Genomic DNA, 19,992 nt, shown 5'->3' on the forward strand with positions numbered 1-19,992 from the left:
ATTTTTCCAGCCGAAACGCCATGTGCTTGAAAGTCTCCGAACGACACAATCGGAGGCCGTCTCATGGCAAACCTATTTGAGCAAAATCGAAACTATGTTCTGGGCGATCCTGAACTGGAGTTGTTAGGTGATCGCACCAAGCTGGCGCAATGGCGTCACAAGGGCATGGGTCCCGCGTTCTACCGTCTTGGCCGCAAGATCATTTATCGCGGTGCGGACTTGAATGCCTGGGCCGAAGCGAACCGTGTTGATCCCGGTGCGGAGGGTCGCGCATGAAACGCTACCACGTGCGCGGGCTCTGCAAATCGCGGGTCTACACCTTCAAAATGGCCGCGCGGATCGTCGGCGTGTCCCTCACCACCTTCCGCAAATGGCCGAAACAGGGCTTGCCGGTAATCACGGACAAACGCCCCTATCTGGTGCGCGGCGCGGATCTAATCGATTTCTTGACGAAGCGCATTGAGCAGAACCGTTGCCCGATGGGAAAAAGGCAATTTCATTGCATGACCTGCCATGCGCCCAGGGATGCAGAAACCGGCTCGCTGGCTTATACCACGCAGACCACTCGGACGGGCCGTCTCAGCGCCCTATGCGGCACCTGCGGTGGCAAGATGGGGCGTTTCAGTAACCCCGAGAATGCCCACCAGATGATTGAAGCCGACAGGGCCGCGATCAACACCGCAACGCACGCCTATTGTGTCACGTCATCCCCCGTTGAAACGCGCACTTTCGTGATCCCGGTCGATGGCGCTTTTGTGCAAGGCGGAACGGCCCGGAAATCACCTTCAGACCGAAAGGAAAACCAATGCGAAAATTCGACCCAGAAAACGAACGCCTGAAACTGGTATATCAGGACCATCTGCGCCACGCCGAGGGCCTCGATCATAAGACCATCGACAAGGCGATGGCAGCGATCCGGCAATTCGAGGAAAGCACCGGCTGCGCCTCATTCAAGCGCTTTCGCAAGGATCAGGCGATGGCCTTCAAGGACTGGCTCGACACCGCCCGTAGTAAGCGCACCGGCAAGCCACTGTCGAAGGCCACAATCGCCAGCACGCTGCGGGCTGTGCGAGAGTTCTTCCGCTGGGCAGCAGGGCAGCGCGGCTACAGGGCCACAATCGGACGTGGCGACTGGGTCTATTTCAAACAGCCACTGAAGGATGCCCGTGCGGCGCGGGCCTCTTCTCCGCGCAAGGTGCCGGGTATCGAACAGGTGGCGCGCGCCTTCGACGCCATGCCCGGCGCCACAAGCCTCCAGAAGCGCGACAAGGCCCTTCTGGCCTTCCTCATGCTCACCGGCGCGCGGATCGGTGCGGTTGCCTCTCTGAGGCTCAAGCATGTGGACATGGAACAGCGCCACGTCTTTCAGGATGCGCGCGAAGTGAACACGAAAAACGCCAAGACGATGAACACCACGTTCTTTCCGATGGGCGAGGCTTATGTGGTCGCACTGGCCGATTACCTGCGGCACCTGAAAGAAGACCTGATGTTCGGCCCCGAAGATGCGGTCTTTCCCAAATCCGAGATCAGGTGCGGCCCGAACGGGTTCGAGGTCAAGGGCCTCTCGCGCGATCCATTCGCCAGTACGGGGCCATTGAACGAGATCGTCAAGGACGCCTTCGCCGCCGTGCAACTGCCGCGCTACACCCCGCACAGCTTCCGCCACATGCTTGCGCTGTATGGTGACAAGGCTTGCCAAACGCGGGAGCATTTCAAAGCCTGGTCACAAAACCTGGGGCATGAAATTGTGGCGATCACGGTATCGGCCTACATGCCGGTAACGGCAGAGGCCCAGCGGGCGATCATCCTGGGATTGGGGGAAGAGGATAAATAATTGAATGCAACCCTCGCGTAATACTTGCACAAGCGTTTAGATAGGGCGGAAAGTGTGAATTCGCTGCGGGATTAACGCGGGCCAAAACCTCACTCGAACAAGTGCTCTAAAAACCGATACTCCAGCTCATTGTGCAGGCAGCACACCAAGCAAGTCGGATCAATCTCTTGCAACCGAGCAACCAGTGATCACTCCATGACCGATGCGGAGATTATCGCAACGGCATACCAGACGCCTCCATCGCTAAAAGCCAGCGTTCCAAAGCGCCAGGGGCCTTCCAAATGCGTTCTTCGATGTTTCGAACCCGCTCAACGGTCCAGTTGGGATTTTCCGAGAGATAGTCAGACATAGCCCTTTTCGCCTCGTCTTCATTGCCGTTGCAGTGGTGTATCGCGGCCAGATGTTTGTTCGCAGCAATCGGCATAGATGGTGACGCTTTGAAGGCGTCCAGTGCCGCGTCGCAATCGCCCGCTTGCCAGAGTGCCCACGCCTTGTTCCAAGAGAGATCAAAGTGTCTGAGCGGATCAATGCGTTGGAGTTGCGCGAGCACTTCAAGGGCTTCGTCAGTTCTGCCCAAATAGATGAGTGCAACCGCTAGTCCATTGCCAACGATTGTAGAGGAAGGGTTCAACGCAATACCTTGCTTGAAGGCACGCGTGGCGTCCTCGACCTCGCCATTAAACATTAGCGCCCGCCCCAAGGCGTGGTAGGCTAGGAAGTTGTTGGGATCGAGCTCGACGCCACGGCGGGCAAACTCGAACATCTTGTCGCGTAGTTCTGCTTCGTCGCCCTCAACCCATCCATATTGCAGTCCGATCCGCAAAGAGATTGCCTGCCCCAGGAACCCCCATGCGGACTCAGGATAATCGCGCATCGATTTTTCCTGTTCTGAAATGTTAATCAACAGATTTTCGCGGGTGAAGCTGCGCATAATGCGGCTTTGCGCTGCGTTCGAGATCATCAAGGCGCTCACATCTCCGGCGGTCATGCTCGCCCCGGCCGTATCAATGACTGTTGAACCGACGGCCCGTGCAATCATACGGCTGATTTGGCTGTTTGCCTCCAGCATGGCTTCCAATGGCACGTTGATCTCGTGCGCCCAAATGTGCGCTTCTGTGTCGCTGTCGATCAATTGCGCTGTGATCGTCAGGCGCGACCCGTCGTATTGTTGGCTTCCTTCAAGAACAAAATCAGCACCGAGAGCCTCGGCAATTTCTGAGACCCCCAAGGAAGAATCCCGAAACTGGAAGCTGGAGCGACGTGAGATGACAGCCATCTGCGGGAACCCGGCCAATGCGGTAATGATGTTCTCACTGATGGCGTCGCTCAGGAAACCTTGGTGCGGTTCGTTCGAGAAGTCATCAAAAGGGAGGACAGCGACCACAGGTGCATCGGGTGTGTCGTCCTGTGGCATCGTAAAATAGGTGGTGACCATAGCGACAAGCAGAACAGCCGCCAGCATTAGCACAACCCCTCGCCGACGCCGTGGCATTTCCCCGTCAGCATCAGGTGATTGCGCCACCAGCCGGTATCCTTGTCTCGGGACAGTTTCCACGATGCGCTTGTCAGTATCACCCAAGGCGCGTCGAATGTCGGCAATGCATTGCGCAACACTGTCATCCGCAATCGCTCGCCCTGCCCACACATCTTCAATCAACGCCTTTCGTGTGACAATCTGATTGGGGTTATTTGCCAAAGACACAAGAACTTCACGGGACTGATGCCGCAATTCAACCGCTATCCCATCGGCATCTCGGAGTCGCCCGCTTGATCGGTCAAGAACCAAGGTTCCGACTCGGATTTCAGAAGATTTCAAGTCATTTCGTTTGGGAAAAACCACACCAAGGCCCTCCAATCCAACTATCGCCACGGACGCTGCCGGTTTGACGAAGGCCCCCTTGGGCAACGACTGGCATTCAAGCTGCTTAACTCTTGGAGGATACTTGATGGAACGCGACACGGGAATAGCGGATCAGAAGCCGACCAAATCTTTGCTCTATGGCAAGGCAATGACGGCTTTTGCACTTTCGATGGTGTTGATGTTTCCTGGCCTTGCTTTGGGCCAGAACTTCGAATTGAACACTCCACGTGAGGGGGCTCCGTTTCAAGAAGCTGACGGGAGCCATCGTTTCCATCTTCTGCCTGGAGAGTGTAGCGATCAGGAATACTTCTCGACGGAACTGCAAGCATATGTTTCAGACTGTGCCCGCGGTCGAAACCGGATTGAGTACTACGAGACAACCGCAGCCAGTGCAGGTGACCGCCGTCTGTATGAGTGGGAAATCTTCATCCCCGAGGACTTCAGTTATAGTGCCATGGGCGCGCGGCTTACTGCTGTTCAATTCGAAACGGGCACTGACATGCTCTATGGCTTTGAGCTGAACAACGATGCCCTCACATTTAGGTCACGCGACTGCATTCCGGCAGAGGAGTTTGGTCAATGGCACAGCATATCCGTGCGTATCCAATATGACTCTACTCCGCGCAAATCACTCAAAGATCAAACGCCGGGTGTATTTGTCGTCGAATGCAATGGGGCGGTGGTTGCCGACTCGAGCGGCAGGCCAAATCTGGCCGAAGGTGGCAAGATTCAATTCCGATATGGACTATTTGGCGCAATGGATATCTCGGACACCGACAATGTTGCCGTGTCTTATCGAAATGTCCGAGTTTCGGAATGGTAGCATTGTTAGGCAAGCACTGCTGAGGTTTTGCCATTCTTGCGACCTTGACTGCTTCTCAACGTAGATTGGCAGAGGTGAAATCATCGTCTTAGCTCAGTAGTTCAGTTCGAAGAATGGTGCGTCGATCTTGCTGAAAAGTCGGCTGTCATATTACTGCTGCACCGCGGCATTGGGGGCGGTAATGACCACTTTGGGCCGTTCCTGAGACCTTTTGATGCGGCATTTTGAACGCCAAGCGTCAAATCGTCTCATATCTGTCATGCTGGTTTCACATTTCGGGACTGTGTGGAAGCGTCCGTGAATGGACAATTTCAGCATTCTCGGCCCGTCGGTTTCAAAGCTGGCGGGCCTATTTTCTGCCGACTGCTGAGTTCTGCGACCCGGTCAAAGCCCAAAGTTGAAATGCCCTACTCCGCATGAAGGTCAAGTCCAGGGAAATCTAGCTTGCTGAAATTTCGTGTTTCGAATGTCGGCAAATGGCCGTCCTCAATAATGCTATTAGAGTCTAAAGATCAGATGCGGCACCCGCTCCGGTGGCGGCAGAGAGCCCATATTGGCCGTTTCCAAAAGTATAATAAATGTCTGTTTTGACGATCCAATATGATCTAACCATCCAACACAAGGCTCCTTGGAAAATCGGAGTGTTTCTCTCGGAAACCGAAGTGACCTCCCCGCAGTCCAAGACGCTCACGTAAGTCGCCAATTTCAAAGGGTTTGGTGATGTAATCGTCGGCTCCCGCCGCGAAGGCCCGGTCGAGGTAAGATTTTTCCGACATTGCCGTCAGCATCAAAATCAAGCTTCGTTTGTAGTCAGATCGGTTACGCAGATATTTGCAAAACTCAATCCCGTCTGTTCCTGGCATCTGAATGTCCATCAGAAAGCAATCAAATTTTTTCCCCTCCGGTCTCGCCAACAGGTCAATTGCATCTCTCACAGACGGTGCTGTTTCCGCAGTATAATCAGTGCTGAACTGAATGAATGTTTCCAAGAGTACGAGTATGCTTGGATCGTCGTCAACAACCAGTAGATGCAGTCTAATTTCCTTTCTCTCACTACTGCCAAGCCTTTCGGGACTATCTAGTCCTTCGACATAACTAGGGAAGCGGTGGACATTGACGAAATTGTGTCGCAATCTGGACAACATTTTTGAATGTTGCTAGTATGTGGATAATCAGCTTTTTGCCTTTGGATTGATATGGTTCAAAACACTAAAGTGGCTGTCGCACTCAGGGTTACGTGAAGACAACTGACGTTCTTATTTGGTTTCTTACGCGCAGATCAAAGGTTGTCATATCCCGCAACTCGGGCTTAGCCCTCATCCCGACGCACGTCCGGCGCGATTCGAAAGTAGTGCACTGGCAAGCAATGACCACAAGTCCGTCATGCTGGCTTCACATTTCTGGGCTGTATGGAAGCGTCCGTGAGTGGACGATTTCAGCAATCTCGGTCCGTCGGTTTCAAAGCTGGCGGACCTATTTCTTAATGGCTGGTAAATCCGCACTTTGTGAGTTCGCTCCTCAACATATTTTGCGACGACGGTGAACGTTTGCTATGCGGGCTGCAACCGCAGCATCGAGATGACATGGTCAACGGCTGCTATGGGCCGTGAGCGGCGGTGGACGCACGACTTATCAGGCAAAATGCTGCAAGGTGGAGAATGACCGCAACGAGCCCACTTCACCAGATGCTGCGACCGCTACTATTGTCGGGTTTTGGGCTAATGGGAATTGCCCGTCGTTTCTGAAGAGTTGAGACCTGTGGGGCTTATTCAGCCCCAAGGAGGCAAGAATCTGAGAATGCAAACATCTGAAAGTCCTTGCCCATAGAATTCAAACTTAGAGTTCGTCCCTCGCGTTATATCCAACACCTGTTATCCCAACGTCTTGCAGCCGTCGCGCAAGCTCGTTCGAAATATAGGCCGCGCCGCCGGGAACGCATTTGTCCCGCCAGGCGTGATGGTTACCGATTTTCGCGGTTGAGAAAACCAGTCTGTGTGGCTCGCCCTCTTGAGGTCTGTAAAAGCCGCGTGCGTTGATCGGGAACGATTGCTCCCGGTCCATCGTGTCGAGCCGGTTACAGATGTTGAAGAAGTAATCCGTGCGCTGAAATTCGTCGCCGACATACAGCTCCATCGGAAAGAACTGGTGCACACCGGGTTCAAGTTTTTCGACGATATCCTTGAACTTGTCGTTGACCAGGAATTGTCCGTAAAAAGCTTCGACATCCAACAAGGGTTTCAGCTTGAACCCAACACCTTTGCGGATCACTTTGGTCGGCATGCCTTCGCTTTGCATCGGTCGCCCGACCGTCCATCCTTTTTTTGTGATCAGGATGCCGTCGTCCTGCGTTGCATCGATCAGGCGAATGTTCTGATGGTCCCCTTCCAAAACCTCGATCCAGCTGTGCTGATCGTTGACATCCACGCTTTCGTCCCATTTTCCGCCGACAATATGAAAAACCATAACTTCATTTTTCCGTTTATAACCTTCGCGCGCAGCCTATTGCGCATTGGTTCTTTCAGCCATTCGAAACTTTGGAATATTACTTAACGCTCAACCCGTCGGCACATAAGCCGACATTCAGGTCGCCGCATCGAAAGTCCGCATAGTCCCGCGTAGCGGCCTATTGGTTATATTGGACAAATCGGCCGAGAACGGCCCAAAGCCGCCGTCCGTTTTGGGCATCAGGTGCTGTGGTGCGGCCCGTCAAACAAGACATTCGCTGTGAGCGCTAAATCCAATGAAAGGCGAACTTACGCAATCCGGACGCTGGTGGCGGTTTATTCCTCCTCCGCTTTGCCCAAATCGGCTGCCTGATCAAGAAAATGTGCGTTGTGGTCATTTCGTATGAAATTGGTGCCGTCGGTTGGCGCATCCTAACGGACGGGAAACGCATTTGCAGGAGACTAGAATGGACCGTGCCGTAGGTTATCCCGAACGCGGCCTTGTCGAGGTGTTGCCAGCCCGATTTCTCTGTATGCTTTATTGCATCCACGGCATCCTAACGCTCCAACATGGCTCAAACGCTATCATCATATCCGCATGGATTGCTGGTTCGGGTCTTTGCGCAATGCATTAAGCTTCGGTCATTCGAATGTGAACATCCTGCTGCGGATACGGGATGGAAATTCCAGCCTCACAAAACGCCACCTTCATGCGGTGCGTCAGGTCCCAGTAGACGGTCCAGTAATCGGCGGTTTTCGTCCAGGGGCGACATACGAAGTTCACAGAACTGGCGGCCAGCTCATGCACGCGAATGACCGGTTCAGGCTCCGCTAGAACCAGTGGATGCGCCTTAACGGTATCCTCGATGACCCGAAGTGCGTCCGGGATCGAGTCCTCGTATGAAATGCCAAAGACCAGATCAACACGGCGTGTTTCGCTCGCATTGACATTGGTGATGACGTTGCCCCAGACGTTCTTGTTGGGAATGACGATCACCTGGTTGTCCGGCGTGTTCACCGTCGTGGCGACGACACTGACAGATCGAACTGTACCCCCTACACCACCGACAAGAACGTAATCGCCTTCGTCGAACGGACGGTTGATCATGATCATCAGGCCGCTTGCCAGGTTTCCAAGAGTGTCCTGGAACGCGAATGCCAGAATGAACGACGCCCCGCCGATCATCGCGAAAAGCGGCGTGACGTTGACACCAAGCGCCGCCAGAACGAACAACAAACCCACGGCGATGACCAGCCAGAAAACTGCGCCGACAAGGAAAGCTTCCAATAGTCTGGACATGTTCGGGACACGGCCAATCCAACGTCGCGCGAGCCCACGTGCAGAGCGGGAGACAAACAAAAGAGCCACGAAAGCCAGAATGACGACCCCGAGATCCTTGGCGATGGCCAACCCGCCATCTGATCGCGTGAGCCATGAAAAGAACGCAATAGCAATGGCTTTCGGGCTTGCGAGAAGTGTTTCATAGAACAAGACGGAGTCTCTGTAGGCACGCAATTCCGCGACTAGTGCCGCGTCGCCGCCTTTACTCTCGAAGGCGTTGACGGTCATCGTGAAGTGCTCGAACAGGCCCGCGCGCTCTTCGACCATGCGCGCAATCGCCTGATAGGCGGCATCGGTCGCGGCCGACGGGTCTTCAAGCAAGGCAACCTGTCGCGCGGAGATTTCCGTCGTCTTGGACTGTACGATCCCCAACCAAGCTGTTGCTAGAGGATCGAGTTCATCCTTTGTGAGAGGGATGAGCCGGTAGGCGAAAACTTCCGTCGAGATCGCGGGGTCTACGAGTTCTGCTGGGGCTGACACGACCGACTTGTCTGGCTCGGCGTCCTGAGCGAATGCCGGGCCAGAGATGGAAAGAAGGCCTACCAGAAGAACAGCGAACAAACCCGACAGAGCCGCATCGACCTGTGATGCTGCACCGCGCAGCGCGCGGAGAAATATCGCCACAATACGCATCAGTCTCGCGACATGAGGAACTCCGCCACCGCTTGATAAGCGGGCAGCGAGGTCGGGTCGATGAATCCATTTTGTGCCCGTGGGAAGGACGCGAGACGCACCAGAACCATCTCGGCGGTGGGATCGACATAGATCGTCTGACCGTGTACGCCGCGCGCGGCATAGGCGCCGTGCTCGTTGTGGAATACCCACCACTGGCTGGTGTAGCTGCCATTCGGGATTGTCGGGAAGCCGGCAAACTTGGACGGGTCACCCCCCGCTGCGATGGCCTCAACCACCTCGGCCGGGAACAGGCGCGTGCCGTTGATCTCTCCGCCGTTCAGCATCAGCTGGCCCAGCCGACCAAGATCGCGCAGGCCGGCCGTCACGCCGCCACCTGCGAAGGGCACGCCCTTGCCGTCGACGGTCTGGTAGGCGTCCTGTTCGGCACCCATGCGCCGCCAAAGGCGTTCCGACGCCAAATCGGTCACCGCCTTGCCCGTGACCCGGCTGATCATCCAGCCCAGCATGTCCGAATTGATGGTCTTGTAATGGAACGCGTCCCCATGCTCTCCTTCGGGCTTCACTTGCTGCAGATATTCCCAGTAACCATCCGGGCCGTCATAGCCTTCGGGCTTGGGCAGCGGACTGGCAGCACGCGAATAGACCCAGATGTCGGCGTTGGGATCGGAGTAGTTCTCCGAGTATTGCACGCCAGTGGTCATATCCATGACCTCGCGAACGGTTGCGGTGGCAAAGGCACTGTCACCGATTTCCGGAATCACGTCGCGCACCAGAAGCGTGTCATCGAGCACGCCTTCGGCCACGAGGATCTCCCCAAGAAGGCCAGTGATCGACTTGGTCATCGACATGATCGCGTGTTTGCCATCCTCTTCGAGACAGCCAAAGTAGCGCTCATACACCACCTCGCCCTTGTGCATGATGAGCATGCCATCTGTGTAGTTGGCGTGGAGCGACTCTTCCCATGTCATCTCTGCGGTGCCGTCGATGGGCATGAAGGTCAGCGAGTCGATCTGCTGGCGCATGTCGGCGAAATCGGCAGGTGAGACGTAGCCGAGCGGGACAGGCGCGCCGAGGCCACGGCTGATTTCCTCGGTGGGCAGGAACTCCCGCAGGTGGCAGACCGACCAGCGCAGCCGCGGAAAGCTGAAATAGACACTGTCAGGCTGCGTGATCATCTTGTCGGGGGGCGGCGGAAAGCCTTGCATCCATCCCATCACCTTCGGGTCGGATTCCTGCGCCGAAAGCGGTTGCGATTGCGCATTGACCTCGAACGATGCGCCCAATGCCATCAAAACACCCGTGGCCAACGCGATGAGATTAGTAGTTGAAGACGACATTGATGAATCCTCCTGTCCAAGGGTCTGCGCTCCTGCCGGTTACATTGTCTATGGCTGCGCCCGGGAACGAGACCGAGACGCCCGTGGTCAGAAACGTATTGCGATTGATGATCCGGCTGTATTCCAGGAACAGGTCATCCGAGAGATGCTTGTCAGTGACACCCGAAACCACATTCCCGTTCACGTCAACACGAGTCGCCTGTCCGAACTGGACCGGGCTGTTCAGTTCATTCGCCCTGATATGCGCATAGCGCAGGGTCAGCGTATCCCGCTGGCTCGGCTGAAGCCGAATCGCCACGGTCAGGGCGTTGACATTGGAGTTGATAAAGGTCGACGCGGATTTCGAACCTGTTGCCCAGGCGCTCGGGCTGCCCTGGTAATAGAGCGGATCGAACCGCTCGAGCTTTGCCGTGTTCGGATCGTCCCCGGTGAATGTTTGATACCCGAACGTGATGTTTGGTGACCACGGCAGATTCGTGAACGTATAGCCGGCCGTGGCGCGCCCGGCCCAGGCTTCCTGATCGATCCTGTCGTTCCACTGATAGGCCAGTTCCCCCGTGAACGCCCAGTTTTCAAAGGCACCTTCAAATGGGCTGGATTTGGCGTATAGACCAATCGTGCTGGTCCCGTCTCGGGCCCCCGGTGTCACGATCGGGGCCCCAACACCGCCCGGCGCAGCCTGGGGATAGGGCGAGTTCGACTCCAGCACGTTCACATATGTCGCACCAAGGTAACCGCCTTGCGGAGCATCGAAGCGGATATCGACACCCGCAAGTTCGTTTCGCCCGTCGGTTGAGGGCAGTTCGTTGGGATCAAGATAAAATGCCGTGGTGGTGACGTTTCCACTGGAAAGCTTCCCAATCGCCGCCATCTCCCATGCCTTGCGCGGGCCGAACTTGAGTGCGCCGCGCTCGAACCCGCTGGTCGCACCGTTAGCGATCAGCATACCGGTTCCAATCGTCAACTCGCGCGGACCCAGGGAGAGATCATAGCTCAGCCCCGGTGCCAGATCGCCACGGATGGCAAGATACGCTTCCTCGAGTGTCGTGTCGCCAGTGTCACCGGTGTCGAACGCATCCGTCCCCCACGTGTAGGAAGATACCGCCGAGAGCTTCCCGTAAAACACTGCACCGCCGCTGAGTTGATACTCGAAACTGACACCGGGCTTTATATAGCCCTCCAACCATTCGGTATCGGGGTCGAACCCACTTCCAGGCGCAGTTGTCGCAGCGAGGTCCCAGAACAGGTTGTCTTCACTTACCGCATTCAAACCAAACTGGAGGTGGCCACGAACCTTAAGGCCGTTCGCATCGTGGACCAGCATCGGATCGCGCTCTTGCGACGCTGCTGCAACAGCGCTTACAGACAACACAATCACTGCACTCGCACACCTTTTCGCGCCTTGGAGCCACGCAGCCAGTGGGTTGTGGAACCTAGCTGCCGGGGCAATTCGGCGACCAGCCATTAAGTCGTGATCACACGATTTCATTTTTTTGCGCCCTCAAGATATTCGTTTTTTTCTTGAAAGTATTTCAATCAGGTTACAAAGCAACTCTAGTTGCACCCAAAATGGGCGCGGTTTTCAGGACATCGCATCCGGCAAGCCCATGAAAAACGCATTTGTAGAAAGCTTCAATGGCCGACTGCGAGATGAATGCCTCAAAGAACACATCTTCTGCAATCTTGCTGAGGCCAGGGAGATCATCGAAAACTGGAGGATCGATTATAATAAACAACAACCACACACATCTCTTGGTGGGCTGGCACCAGTTGTCTAAGCCAATCTCAATCTTGCCACCCGGCCTGCCTCGCTTGAGCTCCGCAAAGGCTCCGCTCATCAGGCCCTGACCGCAAACATATTTACGGAAAGAAACAGGAACGGATTCTACACCTGAACGGCTCGGATCAGGGGGCTGGGTCAATGGCGCACCGTTGATAGACGACATCCAAATTAGCTGTAAACCGGGAAGCTGTCTGCAAAGCTACAAGTCTGCTCAGGGCCCAACGTTACTGTTGACTGAACTGTTCGGGAGGAACATTTTTGGCAAAGCCATAACAGAAAGGTTTCCCCACAATGCGTTTTCTAATCCTGCTTTTGTCATTTCTGGCCTCGCCGCTTTTGGCACAAAGCCTGTCCTCTGATTACGAACCCATCGGCAGGATGGAGATGGTGATAGACGGCACGCCCAGAACCTTTCACATCGCCACGATCCCGGCCAAGGAACGCTCTTTCGCTGAGATCAAGGAATATGCAGGCCAGAAGATGCTGACGATCACCGGGGTCAGCGTAAATGACAAGGGCAGCTACGCCCGGCCGATGATCTCGCTTACGATCAGCCTTGCACAATATGGGCCCAAGGGGCTGATGTCAGTGGATTACATGGAAGAAGGGCGCGGCTCCAAGCAACCGACCGAGGCCAATGTCGGAACCGGCAGCTTGGATATGCAGAATTTTTCGCTGTCTGAAAATGGTGAGGTTAACCTTGATTTTACGGCCGAACTCATTCGTATGGTTGCCGATGAAAACTGGGAACTCTCACCCCAAGAAGGCATGGCGCCGGTGTCCATGTCCGGGCATGTCTCACTGACCATCCCGCCAGAATACCGGGTTGGGGATTGATCCTTCAGCGGGGCCTCCGCTTCTGGCGGGTTTTCGACCGACCGGTCAAACCAAACAGCCACCGCGCGGCAACACCCCAGATGTAGCGCAGCGGAATTGTAGCGCAGCGGAATTATTGTGGTGGTTAGGTGGGTGGCGGCCTAAACAAGCTCATTGGACAAGGTGCAGCGAATGGCAGCTTTTTCGTCCGCGGCACCCGGTGCCAAAGCGACAGTCGATATCTCCAACATCACGCGGAATGCAAGCACTCCCTCTTGACACTAAACTGCTCAGCCAGCGTAAAGCCACGCACGCACAACCGGCCAAGTCTGGCAGGCCAATGCGGCATCTCGCACCAATGACTGCTTCTAGTGAGTGACAAAGGGAGCGCCATCGGCACAAAGACCAGGCGTCCCTCTGAAGTTCTGTCCCATACAGGCCTTACTGTTACGGATTAGGCTGGATCATGACGTTGGCGCGGAACAGATTGGCAGGATCGACCTTCGCCTTGATGTTCTCTAGCCGCCGTTCATTTGCGCCGAACGCGCCTTTGCTCCGTTGGCGTGCCCCCTTCGGGTGGTCCGGTTTAATTGTTAGTGCATCGTGGGCCTCTGGTCCATTGGAACGATGCTTTTGGGCGCGGGTGGGCGGTAACCCAATGCGCTGTGGGGTCTGACCGTGTTGTAGTGGACGCGCCATTGCTCGATCAGGATTTGAGCCTCGCGTAAGGTATAGAAGATTTCGCCGTTGAGTAGCTCGTCGCGGAAACGGGCGTTGAAGCTTTCGCAATATCCATTCTCCCAAGGCGACCCTGGTTCGATGTAGGCCGTTTTTGCTCCGACGGCGGCGATCCAGTCTCGCACCTTCTGAGCGATAAATTCTGGTCCGTTGTCGGATCTTATCCACTCCGGCGGGCCACGCAGGATGAACAGGTCGGTCAGTGCATCCAGCACATCGGTTGAGTTGAGTTTGCGATCGACGCGGATCATCAGCGCCTCCCTGGTGTATTCGTCGATGATGTTGAGCGTTCGATAGACGCGCCCATCAGCGGTTCGATCCTGCACGAAGTCATAGGACCAAACGTGGTTCGGTCGTTCGGGCCTGAGACGCACGCATGATCCGTCGTTCAGCCAAAGCCGCCCTTTCTTCTTCTGTTTCTGTGGAACCTTCAGCCCTTCACGCCGCCATATCCGTTCAACCCGCTTATGATTCACACACCACCCAGCGTTGTTCAGCAAACCAGTGACCATGCGATACCCATAGCGCCCGTACTGGTCGGCCAGCTCAATGATGTCGTCGGTCAATCGCGCTTCATCAGCACGGCCTTGGGGGACCTTGCGCTGCGTCGATCGATGCTGCCCAAGTGCGCGGCAGGCGCGGCGTTCAGACACGCCAAGCTCCTGCCGCACATGGTCGACGCATTTCCGGCGACGCGAAGGGCTCAGAAGTTTCCCTTTGCGGCTTCCGTCAGGATGAGCTTATCCAAGGTCAAATCGGACACCGCTCGACGCAGCCTTTGGTTCTCTTTCTCCAGCTCTTTCAGACGGGCAAGCTGAGACCGCTGCATCCCGCCATAGAGCTTTCGCCATCGATAGAACGTCTGTTGCGTCACGCCGATTTGGCGCACTGCCTCGACAATCGTCGCGCCTTGCCCCTGCAGAACTTCAACCTGTCGAAGCTTCGAAACAATCTCTTCGGGCTTCTCTCGTTTTCCAGCCATCGCTGATCCTCCAATTTGCGGGATAATCTATCCCAGTTGGTGGACCACTTTCAGGGGGCTACTCCACTCGCCCTGCTTCGATTGAGTTCCGCAAAAGCTCTGCTCCGCAGGCCTTGACCGCAACCAAATCAACAGAAAGAGACAGGAACGGATCCTAAACTTGAACTGCCTGAACCAGGTGCTGGATTACCGCTTGAAAAGCTGTGCGTTGGTCTGCGCTGCGGCACTACCAACCGCGCTGCCCAGCCTCACGCAAATTTCTTCTGACAAAGACTGGGTTTCTGATTGAAATCAAGCTCTCGCTTGGGACAGTGCGCTAACCTGCTTGCAAGTTATGCGACTGGTGGCAGCGTTCTGTGGCGCAACCAGGAAAAACGCTAAGCAGAAGGGAGCGAGTTGTGCGAGAAAACACCAAGATTATTGCCCCTGATTTCGAAGTTGATGATCAACACAAGAACGGTTTACCCCGTGTCGTTCTGGTCGCGGGTGGTGCTGGCTTTATCGGATCAAATTTGTGCAGGCGACTGCTGGACGCCGGAGACCGGTTCGAGTTAGTCTGCCAGCACCCGTTGACCCCATGCACCACGCAAACGATACGCCCAGATACACATCTAAATCAAAGCAGACCAGCCTTCCTTGCCTCCGGGGTGCGTCAACGGATCTCCAATGTCACCTTACCAATTGCCTGTCCGCTCTCTAAGAAGGCATGCGCATCGGCCACCTTGTCAAGTGGGAAGGTTTGCGCATGAAGAATGCGCAGGTTACCTTCATCTACAAGGGCTAGCGCCTTTCGCACGATATCGGCCTGAGCGCGCAGGTGCGACGTGAGTCCCAGCCACATCGGTGTAAGCATCATCACGTTCAGGATCGACAGGTTCATGTTGTAGGCGGTCATATCGGCGTCGTCTGGTGCCACGCCCATAAGAGTCACCACGCGGCCAAAGGGGGCCATCGCGGCGTAGGTGGTGCGCATGGCTTCTTCGCCGACATTGTCCAGCGCCACATCCAGCCCGCCGGACCAGTCGCGTGCCGCCAAGGCGAGATCCGTTTCGTGGTAGTTAATCGCTAGGTCCGCTCCCAGATCCTGCGCCAGCGCGGCCTTTTCCGGGCCGCTGACGGTGGTGGCTACCTTGGCGCCGCGCAGGCGGGCCAGTTGGATCGCGACATGGCCCGTTCCGCCCGCCCCGGCATGAATCAGGACATGTTCTCCCGCATCCAGATGCGCCCGGTCATACAAAGCTTCCCACCCCGTGATGGCGACAAGAGGCAGGGCAGCAGCGGTCAAGTCATCCACCCCGTCCGGTACTTTCGCCAGTTGCCATGCGGGTACGATCGCAGCTTCTGCATAGGTGCCCGGCGTGCCGCCAATGCCGCCATTGCAGAAGCACACTCTGTCGCCGGGTGTCAGATTCGTTACAGAATCGCCCACAGCTTTGACTATGCCCATCCCGTCATGGCCAAGAACAAAGGGACCGGTTTCGAGATAACCGCCAAGCTGACGAAAAAACGTGTCGGCGGGGTTGAGAGCAGCCGCGCGCAATTCGACAAGCACATCCTGTGGCCCAGCGGGCCATTGCAGGTCGATATCGCGGAAATGCAGAACCTCGGGGCCACCTAGGCCTGTGACGACGGCGGCTTTGACCTTCATGCTGTTACTCCGCTGGTTGGGTTGGTGAGTCGTGGCGTTCGTTTGCAGGGTTCGGCCAGATACCCTCGATTCGAACGTCATTCTGATCTAACAGCGGGCGCATCTCGTCGAAAACGGGCTTGTAGCGGTAATAGGGCACGCTGGGCACCATGTGGTGGATCAGGTGATAATTCTGCCCTTGCAAAAGGACATTCGCCCCGGGAAACAGCGACACGCGGGTGTTGCGGTAGCGGCCGGTCTCGGTGTGGTCGTGATGCGGTGTCCAGGTGAAGAAGGTTAGCATCACGGTCTGACCGATCCACCAAGGGATGAACCACAGCAATAGAACCTCTTTCCAGTAGCCCGCCGCGAGTAGCCCCAGAAGAACCGCGGCGTAGGCGGTGAAGATGACAAAGGTATAGATGATTTCGCGCTTTGTGCAGCCGAAGCGGAGACAATCGCGGTAATGCTGTACTGGGTTGAAATAGTTGATCAATGCCTGTGGTAACTTGATGAAGATCCACACCGAGAAACTGCCGCGCGCATAGATGTCGGGGTCGACATCTTCGTTGGTATGGGTGTGATGTTCCATGTGCTGGCGGCGGTGCTGATGATACAACAGCCACAACGGTACGCAAGCAATCATCCCCGCGACCGTGTCCACCCAACGCAGGTTCTTGCTACGGGACGAGATGTTGGCATGCACTGCCTCGTGTACGACGGTGTAGATGCCGTAGACGAAGACCGTGTTGGCGATCATGCCTACCCAGAATGGGAGCGCGTCAGCTAGCGTGGCCCAGGTGGCGGTGATGGCAAAGGCGAACATGCCTACCTCGAGCAAGAGTGTGCGTCCGCCGAAATCTGGAGTGTGTTTCCGCGCGATCTCGAATTCTTGGCGGACTGTGGACATCTTCTTTTTCCTCAGAGTGACAGTCGGATGATGGCTCATACGTCGGCCTTGCACAATTCGTTTCGTCAAAGCGCCCGCGAAACAGGGGAAGATCGAGTTTGGTATCGAACATGATCCGGAGAATGCTAACGATGCGCTTGTCATCCTCGGTATCGGATGTCGCTACTCTGAGGGGCCTGAGTATCAGTACGATCGGTTAAAGCTCGAATCCTGGGCCGTTCAGGCCGCACTGCGGCGCCGCCGTGGTGGCTCGAAGTTGACCGAGAAGGAGATCGGGGAAACAAAGCGGACGACCTGGGATCCCAAGACGCTCATTTGGCCACGCGGAACGCGACCATGAGCGACGAGACTGATGACACCGCGATCGGCTACGGCAAACCACCCCGTCACTCGCGCTTTCGCAAGGGGCAAAGTGGCAACCCCCGGGGGCGGCCCAACTGAACGAAACCCGAAAGGTCGCATGAACACCGGACCAAATACGGGGTGAGCTCCACCTGATTTGAGAAACGCCAAATTAGTGGCGCTGAAAATGGGGGCTAGACAGGAGAATGACCGCAACGAGCCCAGAGCAGACCACCAAAACATCCTGCTAAGGTTTTCGCAGAACATATCCATAGTAATTGCAAGCACCGAAGAACGTGCCCTCATCTGCAGCCCTTTTCAGGTCTGCGGCCATTTGTGCGGCTTCTTCTTTAGACGATACGCCTGTTCGCACCTCAGAAACCACAAGCCCAAAGTTTAAGCTAAGGGATTTCCCCAAAATGGGCCGATCAGTTCTCAACACCGCTCGGCCTCATTCATGGAGATTATTCCTGCGAGACATAGTGACTATCTGGTTGTCTATGATCAACCCAGAAGGGCTAGGATTCGCCGCTCCCATTTTTTGTAGGCTATTGCGAAAACCGGGTAGTCGGTCACTGGCATCCTCAGTGCAGTCTCATGATCTCGTTCGGTCATGGAGATGTCACCGCGCCGCTCGGGCGTCAGCTCGCGAAGCTCCGCGCGGTGCCGAAATCCCTCCGGCATTGCCAAAAGTTTAGCTATTGCGGATACAGCCCGTTGCTTGAATGTGCGTTCACCGTGAGTTGTCGCTTGAATGAAGTCCATGATGAAGTCTCCGTTTGTTGCTTGGCTTTGATGCAACGAACATGCCGACTCCGCCTTTCCGGTGCTTGGTGCCTAGGTGGAGAAGTGTGGAGATTAAGTGGAGATTTCCTCCCCAGAGGCCACTGGTACAAAAGTACCCAACATGAGACCGGCCAACTTGTCATAGTCCTGACGAGCGGCGAACGGGTAAGCGCGATCGAGAAAGGCTGCATCGAGGTCTGGCCTTGCGATCAACGCCCTTCGCAGAGATTTCTCAGCTTCCGCTTTGCGTCCCAGCGATTTGAGAGCTGCAGCCTCCGCAGCAAGAGCCCAATGCGGTGCATTTGGCATTTGCTGTGCTTTTCGGGCCCAGCCAAGGGCGTCGTGAGTTCGGTTCGTCAGCAGGCAGGAGAAGCACAGCATCACGCAGACCGACCATCCTTGCGGATCGCGTGGGCTCAGCTCCAGCACACGTTCGAAGTGATCTATGGCTTCGGTCGGGCGGCCGCTTAAGCAAAGCGAATAGCCGCGTCCGAAATGACCGTATGCATGATTGGGGTTTCGGGCGATTGCCTCGTCATAGGCCGCGATGGAGGCGTCGAATTCCGCACGGGCAAGGTGCGAACGGCCCAATGCCACATAAGCAAAGGCATCTCTGGGGTCGAGTTGCACGGCACGTCGTGCTGCCGCCAATGCTTGGTCGAGCGCCTCATCGCCAACCACGCCCTCCTTGTGAGCGTGGCATAGCGCGTATGCCAGCCCTGCATGGGCAAGTGCATACTCCGGATCTCGGTTTATCGCCTCCTGCAATATTGCGACAGCCTTTGCGTGCAACCCGGGGCGCTGCTGCCACAACAACCAAAGCCCACGTTGTGTCGTTTCCCATGTCGAGAGGTCTGTCTCACTCAATCTGCGTACGCGGTCGCGCTCTGCAGAAAGCAGTTCTGGCTCGATGGCGGCCGCAATCCGGTCGATATATGCATCAAGGTCCTGAAGGTCCTCACTCGAGAGTTCCCAACGCTCTGACCAGATCTGAGTTTGGGTTTTCAATGCAATGAGGCTTACCTGAATACGCCAGCCTTCACCGCGCTGGCGGAGCGCACCCTCAACCAGATATTCCGCACCAAGCTCTTCGACCGCCTGAGACATTTCGGATGCCGCAAGATCCCGAAGACCAAAGGAGGTCAGACGAGAGATAACTCTCAGATCGCGAAAACGAGAGAGCGCCGAAATAACATCGTCACAAATTCCGTCCAACCGCCAAAGAGAGGTAGGATCGTTAGGAACCTGCGTAAATGGCAGCACCAGAACCAGCGGTTGATCCGGCTTCTCATCCAAAGCCACCACATTGTCGCTGTTCATCTCAAGATCCGCGACAAACTGATAACCGACACCGCGAATTGTGCGGATTACTCTTTGCGCAACTCCATCGTCGCCAACCGCACCTCGCACAGCCTTTATTCGGCTGGTAACGGCAGTATCGGAGACAATACGTCCACCCCATACCCTTTCAATCAGATCGTCCTTGCTCAGCACCCGATCTTTTGAATCGATCAGGGTAGCCAGCACGTCGAATACCTGCGGTTCCATGTCGACGATTTCACCATCGCGACACAGCCTCCGCGCATCGGTGTCGATCTCACAGTTTCCAAAACGTGCTTTCATCTCGCAGCCCGGTTGCAGCGCTTAGAAAGCATAGCGAAGATTGGATCTTGCAACACCGTCTATTTGACCGCGAGCGCAAATTGCCTGCTGCGAGTGTTTTGGCTTGGG

Annotated in this window: 18 protein-coding genes and 1 pseudogene; 7 read left to right on the forward strand and 12 right to left on the reverse strand. The window is 55.8% G+C overall.

Translation table 11 applies throughout. The features are described 5' to 3' along the window. The first annotated feature begins 63 nt into the window (after positions 1-63). Genes EI983_RS03940 through EI983_RS03950 form a run of 3 tightly spaced genes read left to right on the forward strand, consistent with a single transcriptional unit; the run spans position 64 to position 1,834 of the window. Positions 64-276, forward strand: coding sequence for a MerR family transcriptional regulator (locus EI983_RS03940; RefSeq protein WP_157706106.1), 213 nt, complete (start codon positions 64-66; stop codon positions 274-276). After that, on the forward strand, positions 273-839 hold the full coding sequence (locus EI983_RS03945; RefSeq protein WP_157706107.1) for a MerR family transcriptional regulator: 567 nt from the start codon (positions 273-275) through the stop codon (positions 837-839). The genes EI983_RS03940 and EI983_RS03945 overlap by 4 nt, the downstream gene beginning before the upstream one ends. After that, complete coding sequence (locus EI983_RS03950; RefSeq protein ID WP_157706108.1) at positions 806-1,834, forward strand: tyrosine-type recombinase/integrase; 1,029 nt, start codon at positions 806-808, stop codon at positions 1,832-1,834. The genes EI983_RS03945 and EI983_RS03950 overlap by 34 nt, the downstream gene beginning before the upstream one ends. A 211-nt stretch (positions 1,835-2,045) precedes the next feature. On the opposite strand, the gene EI983_RS03955 is transcribed toward EI983_RS03950, so the two are convergent. After that, positions 2,046-3,650: a winged helix-turn-helix domain-containing tetratricopeptide repeat protein gene (locus EI983_RS03955; protein ID WP_246162268.1), complete on the reverse strand. Its 1,605-nt coding sequence runs from the start codon at positions 3,648-3,650 to the stop codon at positions 2,046-2,048. A 130-nt stretch (positions 3,651-3,780) separates the two neighbouring features. On the opposite strand from EI983_RS03955, the gene EI983_RS03960 reads away from it, so the two are divergent. Further along, positions 3,781-4,518, forward strand: coding sequence for a polysaccharide lyase family protein (locus tag EI983_RS03960; RefSeq protein WP_157706109.1), 738 nt, complete (start codon positions 3,781-3,783; stop codon positions 4,516-4,518). Positions 4,519-5,123: 605 nt separating this feature from the next. Here the strand turns inward: EI983_RS03960 and EI983_RS03965 are convergent. From EI983_RS03965 to EI983_RS03985, 5 genes are all read right to left on the reverse strand, one after another. After that, positions 5,124-5,507, reverse strand: coding sequence for a response regulator (locus EI983_RS03965; RefSeq protein WP_157706110.1), 384 nt, complete (start codon positions 5,505-5,507; stop codon positions 5,124-5,126). 847 nt (positions 5,508-6,354) lie between these two features. Continuing rightward, on the reverse strand, positions 6,355-6,981 hold the full coding sequence (locus tag EI983_RS03970; protein WP_157706111.1) for an imm11 family protein: 627 nt from the start codon (positions 6,979-6,981) through the stop codon (positions 6,355-6,357). A gap of 612 nt (positions 6,982-7,593) precedes the next feature. Then, positions 7,594-8,928 carry a mechanosensitive ion channel family protein gene (locus EI983_RS03975; RefSeq protein ID WP_246162270.1) on the reverse strand — a complete coding sequence of 445 codons (1,335 nt, stop codon included), beginning with the start codon at positions 8,926-8,928 and terminating at the stop codon, positions 7,594-7,596. An 8-nt stretch (positions 8,929-8,936) separates the two neighbouring features. Then, on the reverse strand, positions 8,937-10,277 hold the full coding sequence (locus EI983_RS03980; RefSeq protein ID WP_157706112.1) for a serine hydrolase domain-containing protein: 1,341 nt from the start codon (positions 10,275-10,277) through the stop codon (positions 8,937-8,939). Next, positions 10,258-11,601, reverse strand: a complete 1,344-nt coding sequence (locus EI983_RS03985) for an alginate export family protein (RefSeq protein WP_157706113.1) — start codon at positions 11,599-11,601, stop codon at positions 10,258-10,260. Before EI983_RS03985 ends, EI983_RS03980 begins: the two co-directional genes overlap by 20 nt. 265 nt (positions 11,602-11,866) lie before the next feature. On the opposite strand from EI983_RS03985, the pseudogene EI983_RS03990 reads away from it, so the two are divergent. Together EI983_RS03990 and EI983_RS03995 are read left to right on the forward strand one after the other, a co-directional pair. Beyond that, a pseudogene (locus EI983_RS03990) lies at positions 11,867-12,055 on the forward strand (integrase core domain-containing protein); the annotation flags it as partial. Positions 12,056-12,351: 296 nt separating this feature from the next. Beyond that, complete coding sequence (locus EI983_RS03995; RefSeq protein ID WP_157706114.1) at positions 12,352-12,897, forward strand: hypothetical protein; 546 nt, start codon at positions 12,352-12,354, stop codon at positions 12,895-12,897. 426 nt (positions 12,898-13,323) lie between these two features. Here EI983_RS03995 and EI983_RS19515 read toward each other — a convergent pair whose 3' ends face one another. After that, a complete protein-coding gene (locus EI983_RS19515; protein ID WP_157706115.1) occupies positions 13,324-13,575 on the reverse strand; it encodes a BBE domain-containing protein in 252 nt (83 codons plus the stop codon). Beyond that, a protein-coding gene (locus tag EI983_RS04005; protein WP_157705192.1) for an IS3 family transposase occupies positions 13,470-14,596 on the reverse strand; the annotation gives its coding sequence in 2 pieces (ribosomal slippage) (positions 13,470-14,332 and positions 14,332-14,596; 1,128 coding nt in all). The genes EI983_RS19515 and EI983_RS04005 overlap by 106 nt, the downstream gene beginning before the upstream one ends. A 398-nt stretch (positions 14,597-14,994) precedes the next feature. Here EI983_RS04005 and EI983_RS19520 point away from each other — a divergent pair. Next, entirely contained in the window at positions 14,995-15,345 is a 351-nt protein-coding gene (locus EI983_RS19520; RefSeq protein ID WP_198389374.1) for an NAD-dependent epimerase/dehydratase family protein, read from the forward strand. Here the strand turns inward: EI983_RS19520 and EI983_RS04015 are convergent. The 4 genes from EI983_RS04015 to EI983_RS04030 form a co-directional block, all read right to left on the reverse strand. Further along, the gene (locus EI983_RS04015) at positions 15,249-16,244 is read right to left on the reverse strand and encodes a zinc-binding dehydrogenase (protein ID WP_157706116.1); all 996 of its coding nucleotides are present in this window, start codon (positions 16,242-16,244) and stop codon (positions 15,249-15,251) included. The two genes, EI983_RS19520 and EI983_RS04015, sit on opposite strands and share 97 nt — an antisense overlap. Before the next feature lie 4 nt (positions 16,245-16,248). After that, complete coding sequence (locus tag EI983_RS04020; protein ID WP_157706117.1) at positions 16,249-17,133, reverse strand: fatty acid desaturase; 885 nt, start codon at positions 17,131-17,133, stop codon at positions 16,249-16,251. An 846-nt stretch (positions 17,134-17,979) separates the two neighbouring features. Further along, a complete protein-coding gene (locus EI983_RS04025) occupies positions 17,980-18,240 on the reverse strand; it encodes a hypothetical protein (RefSeq protein WP_157706118.1) in 261 nt (86 codons plus the stop codon). A gap of 93 nt (positions 18,241-18,333) precedes the next feature. Further along, positions 18,334-19,884, reverse strand: a complete 1,551-nt coding sequence (locus EI983_RS04030; RefSeq protein ID WP_157706119.1) for a winged helix-turn-helix domain-containing tetratricopeptide repeat protein — start codon at positions 19,882-19,884, stop codon at positions 18,334-18,336. Positions 19,885-19,992: the final 108 nt, after the last annotated feature.

The sequence above is a fragment of the Roseovarius faecimaris genome, from assembly GCF_009762325.1.
GTDB classification, from domain to species: Bacteria; Pseudomonadota; Alphaproteobacteria; order Rhodobacterales; family Rhodobacteraceae; genus Roseovarius; species Roseovarius faecimaris.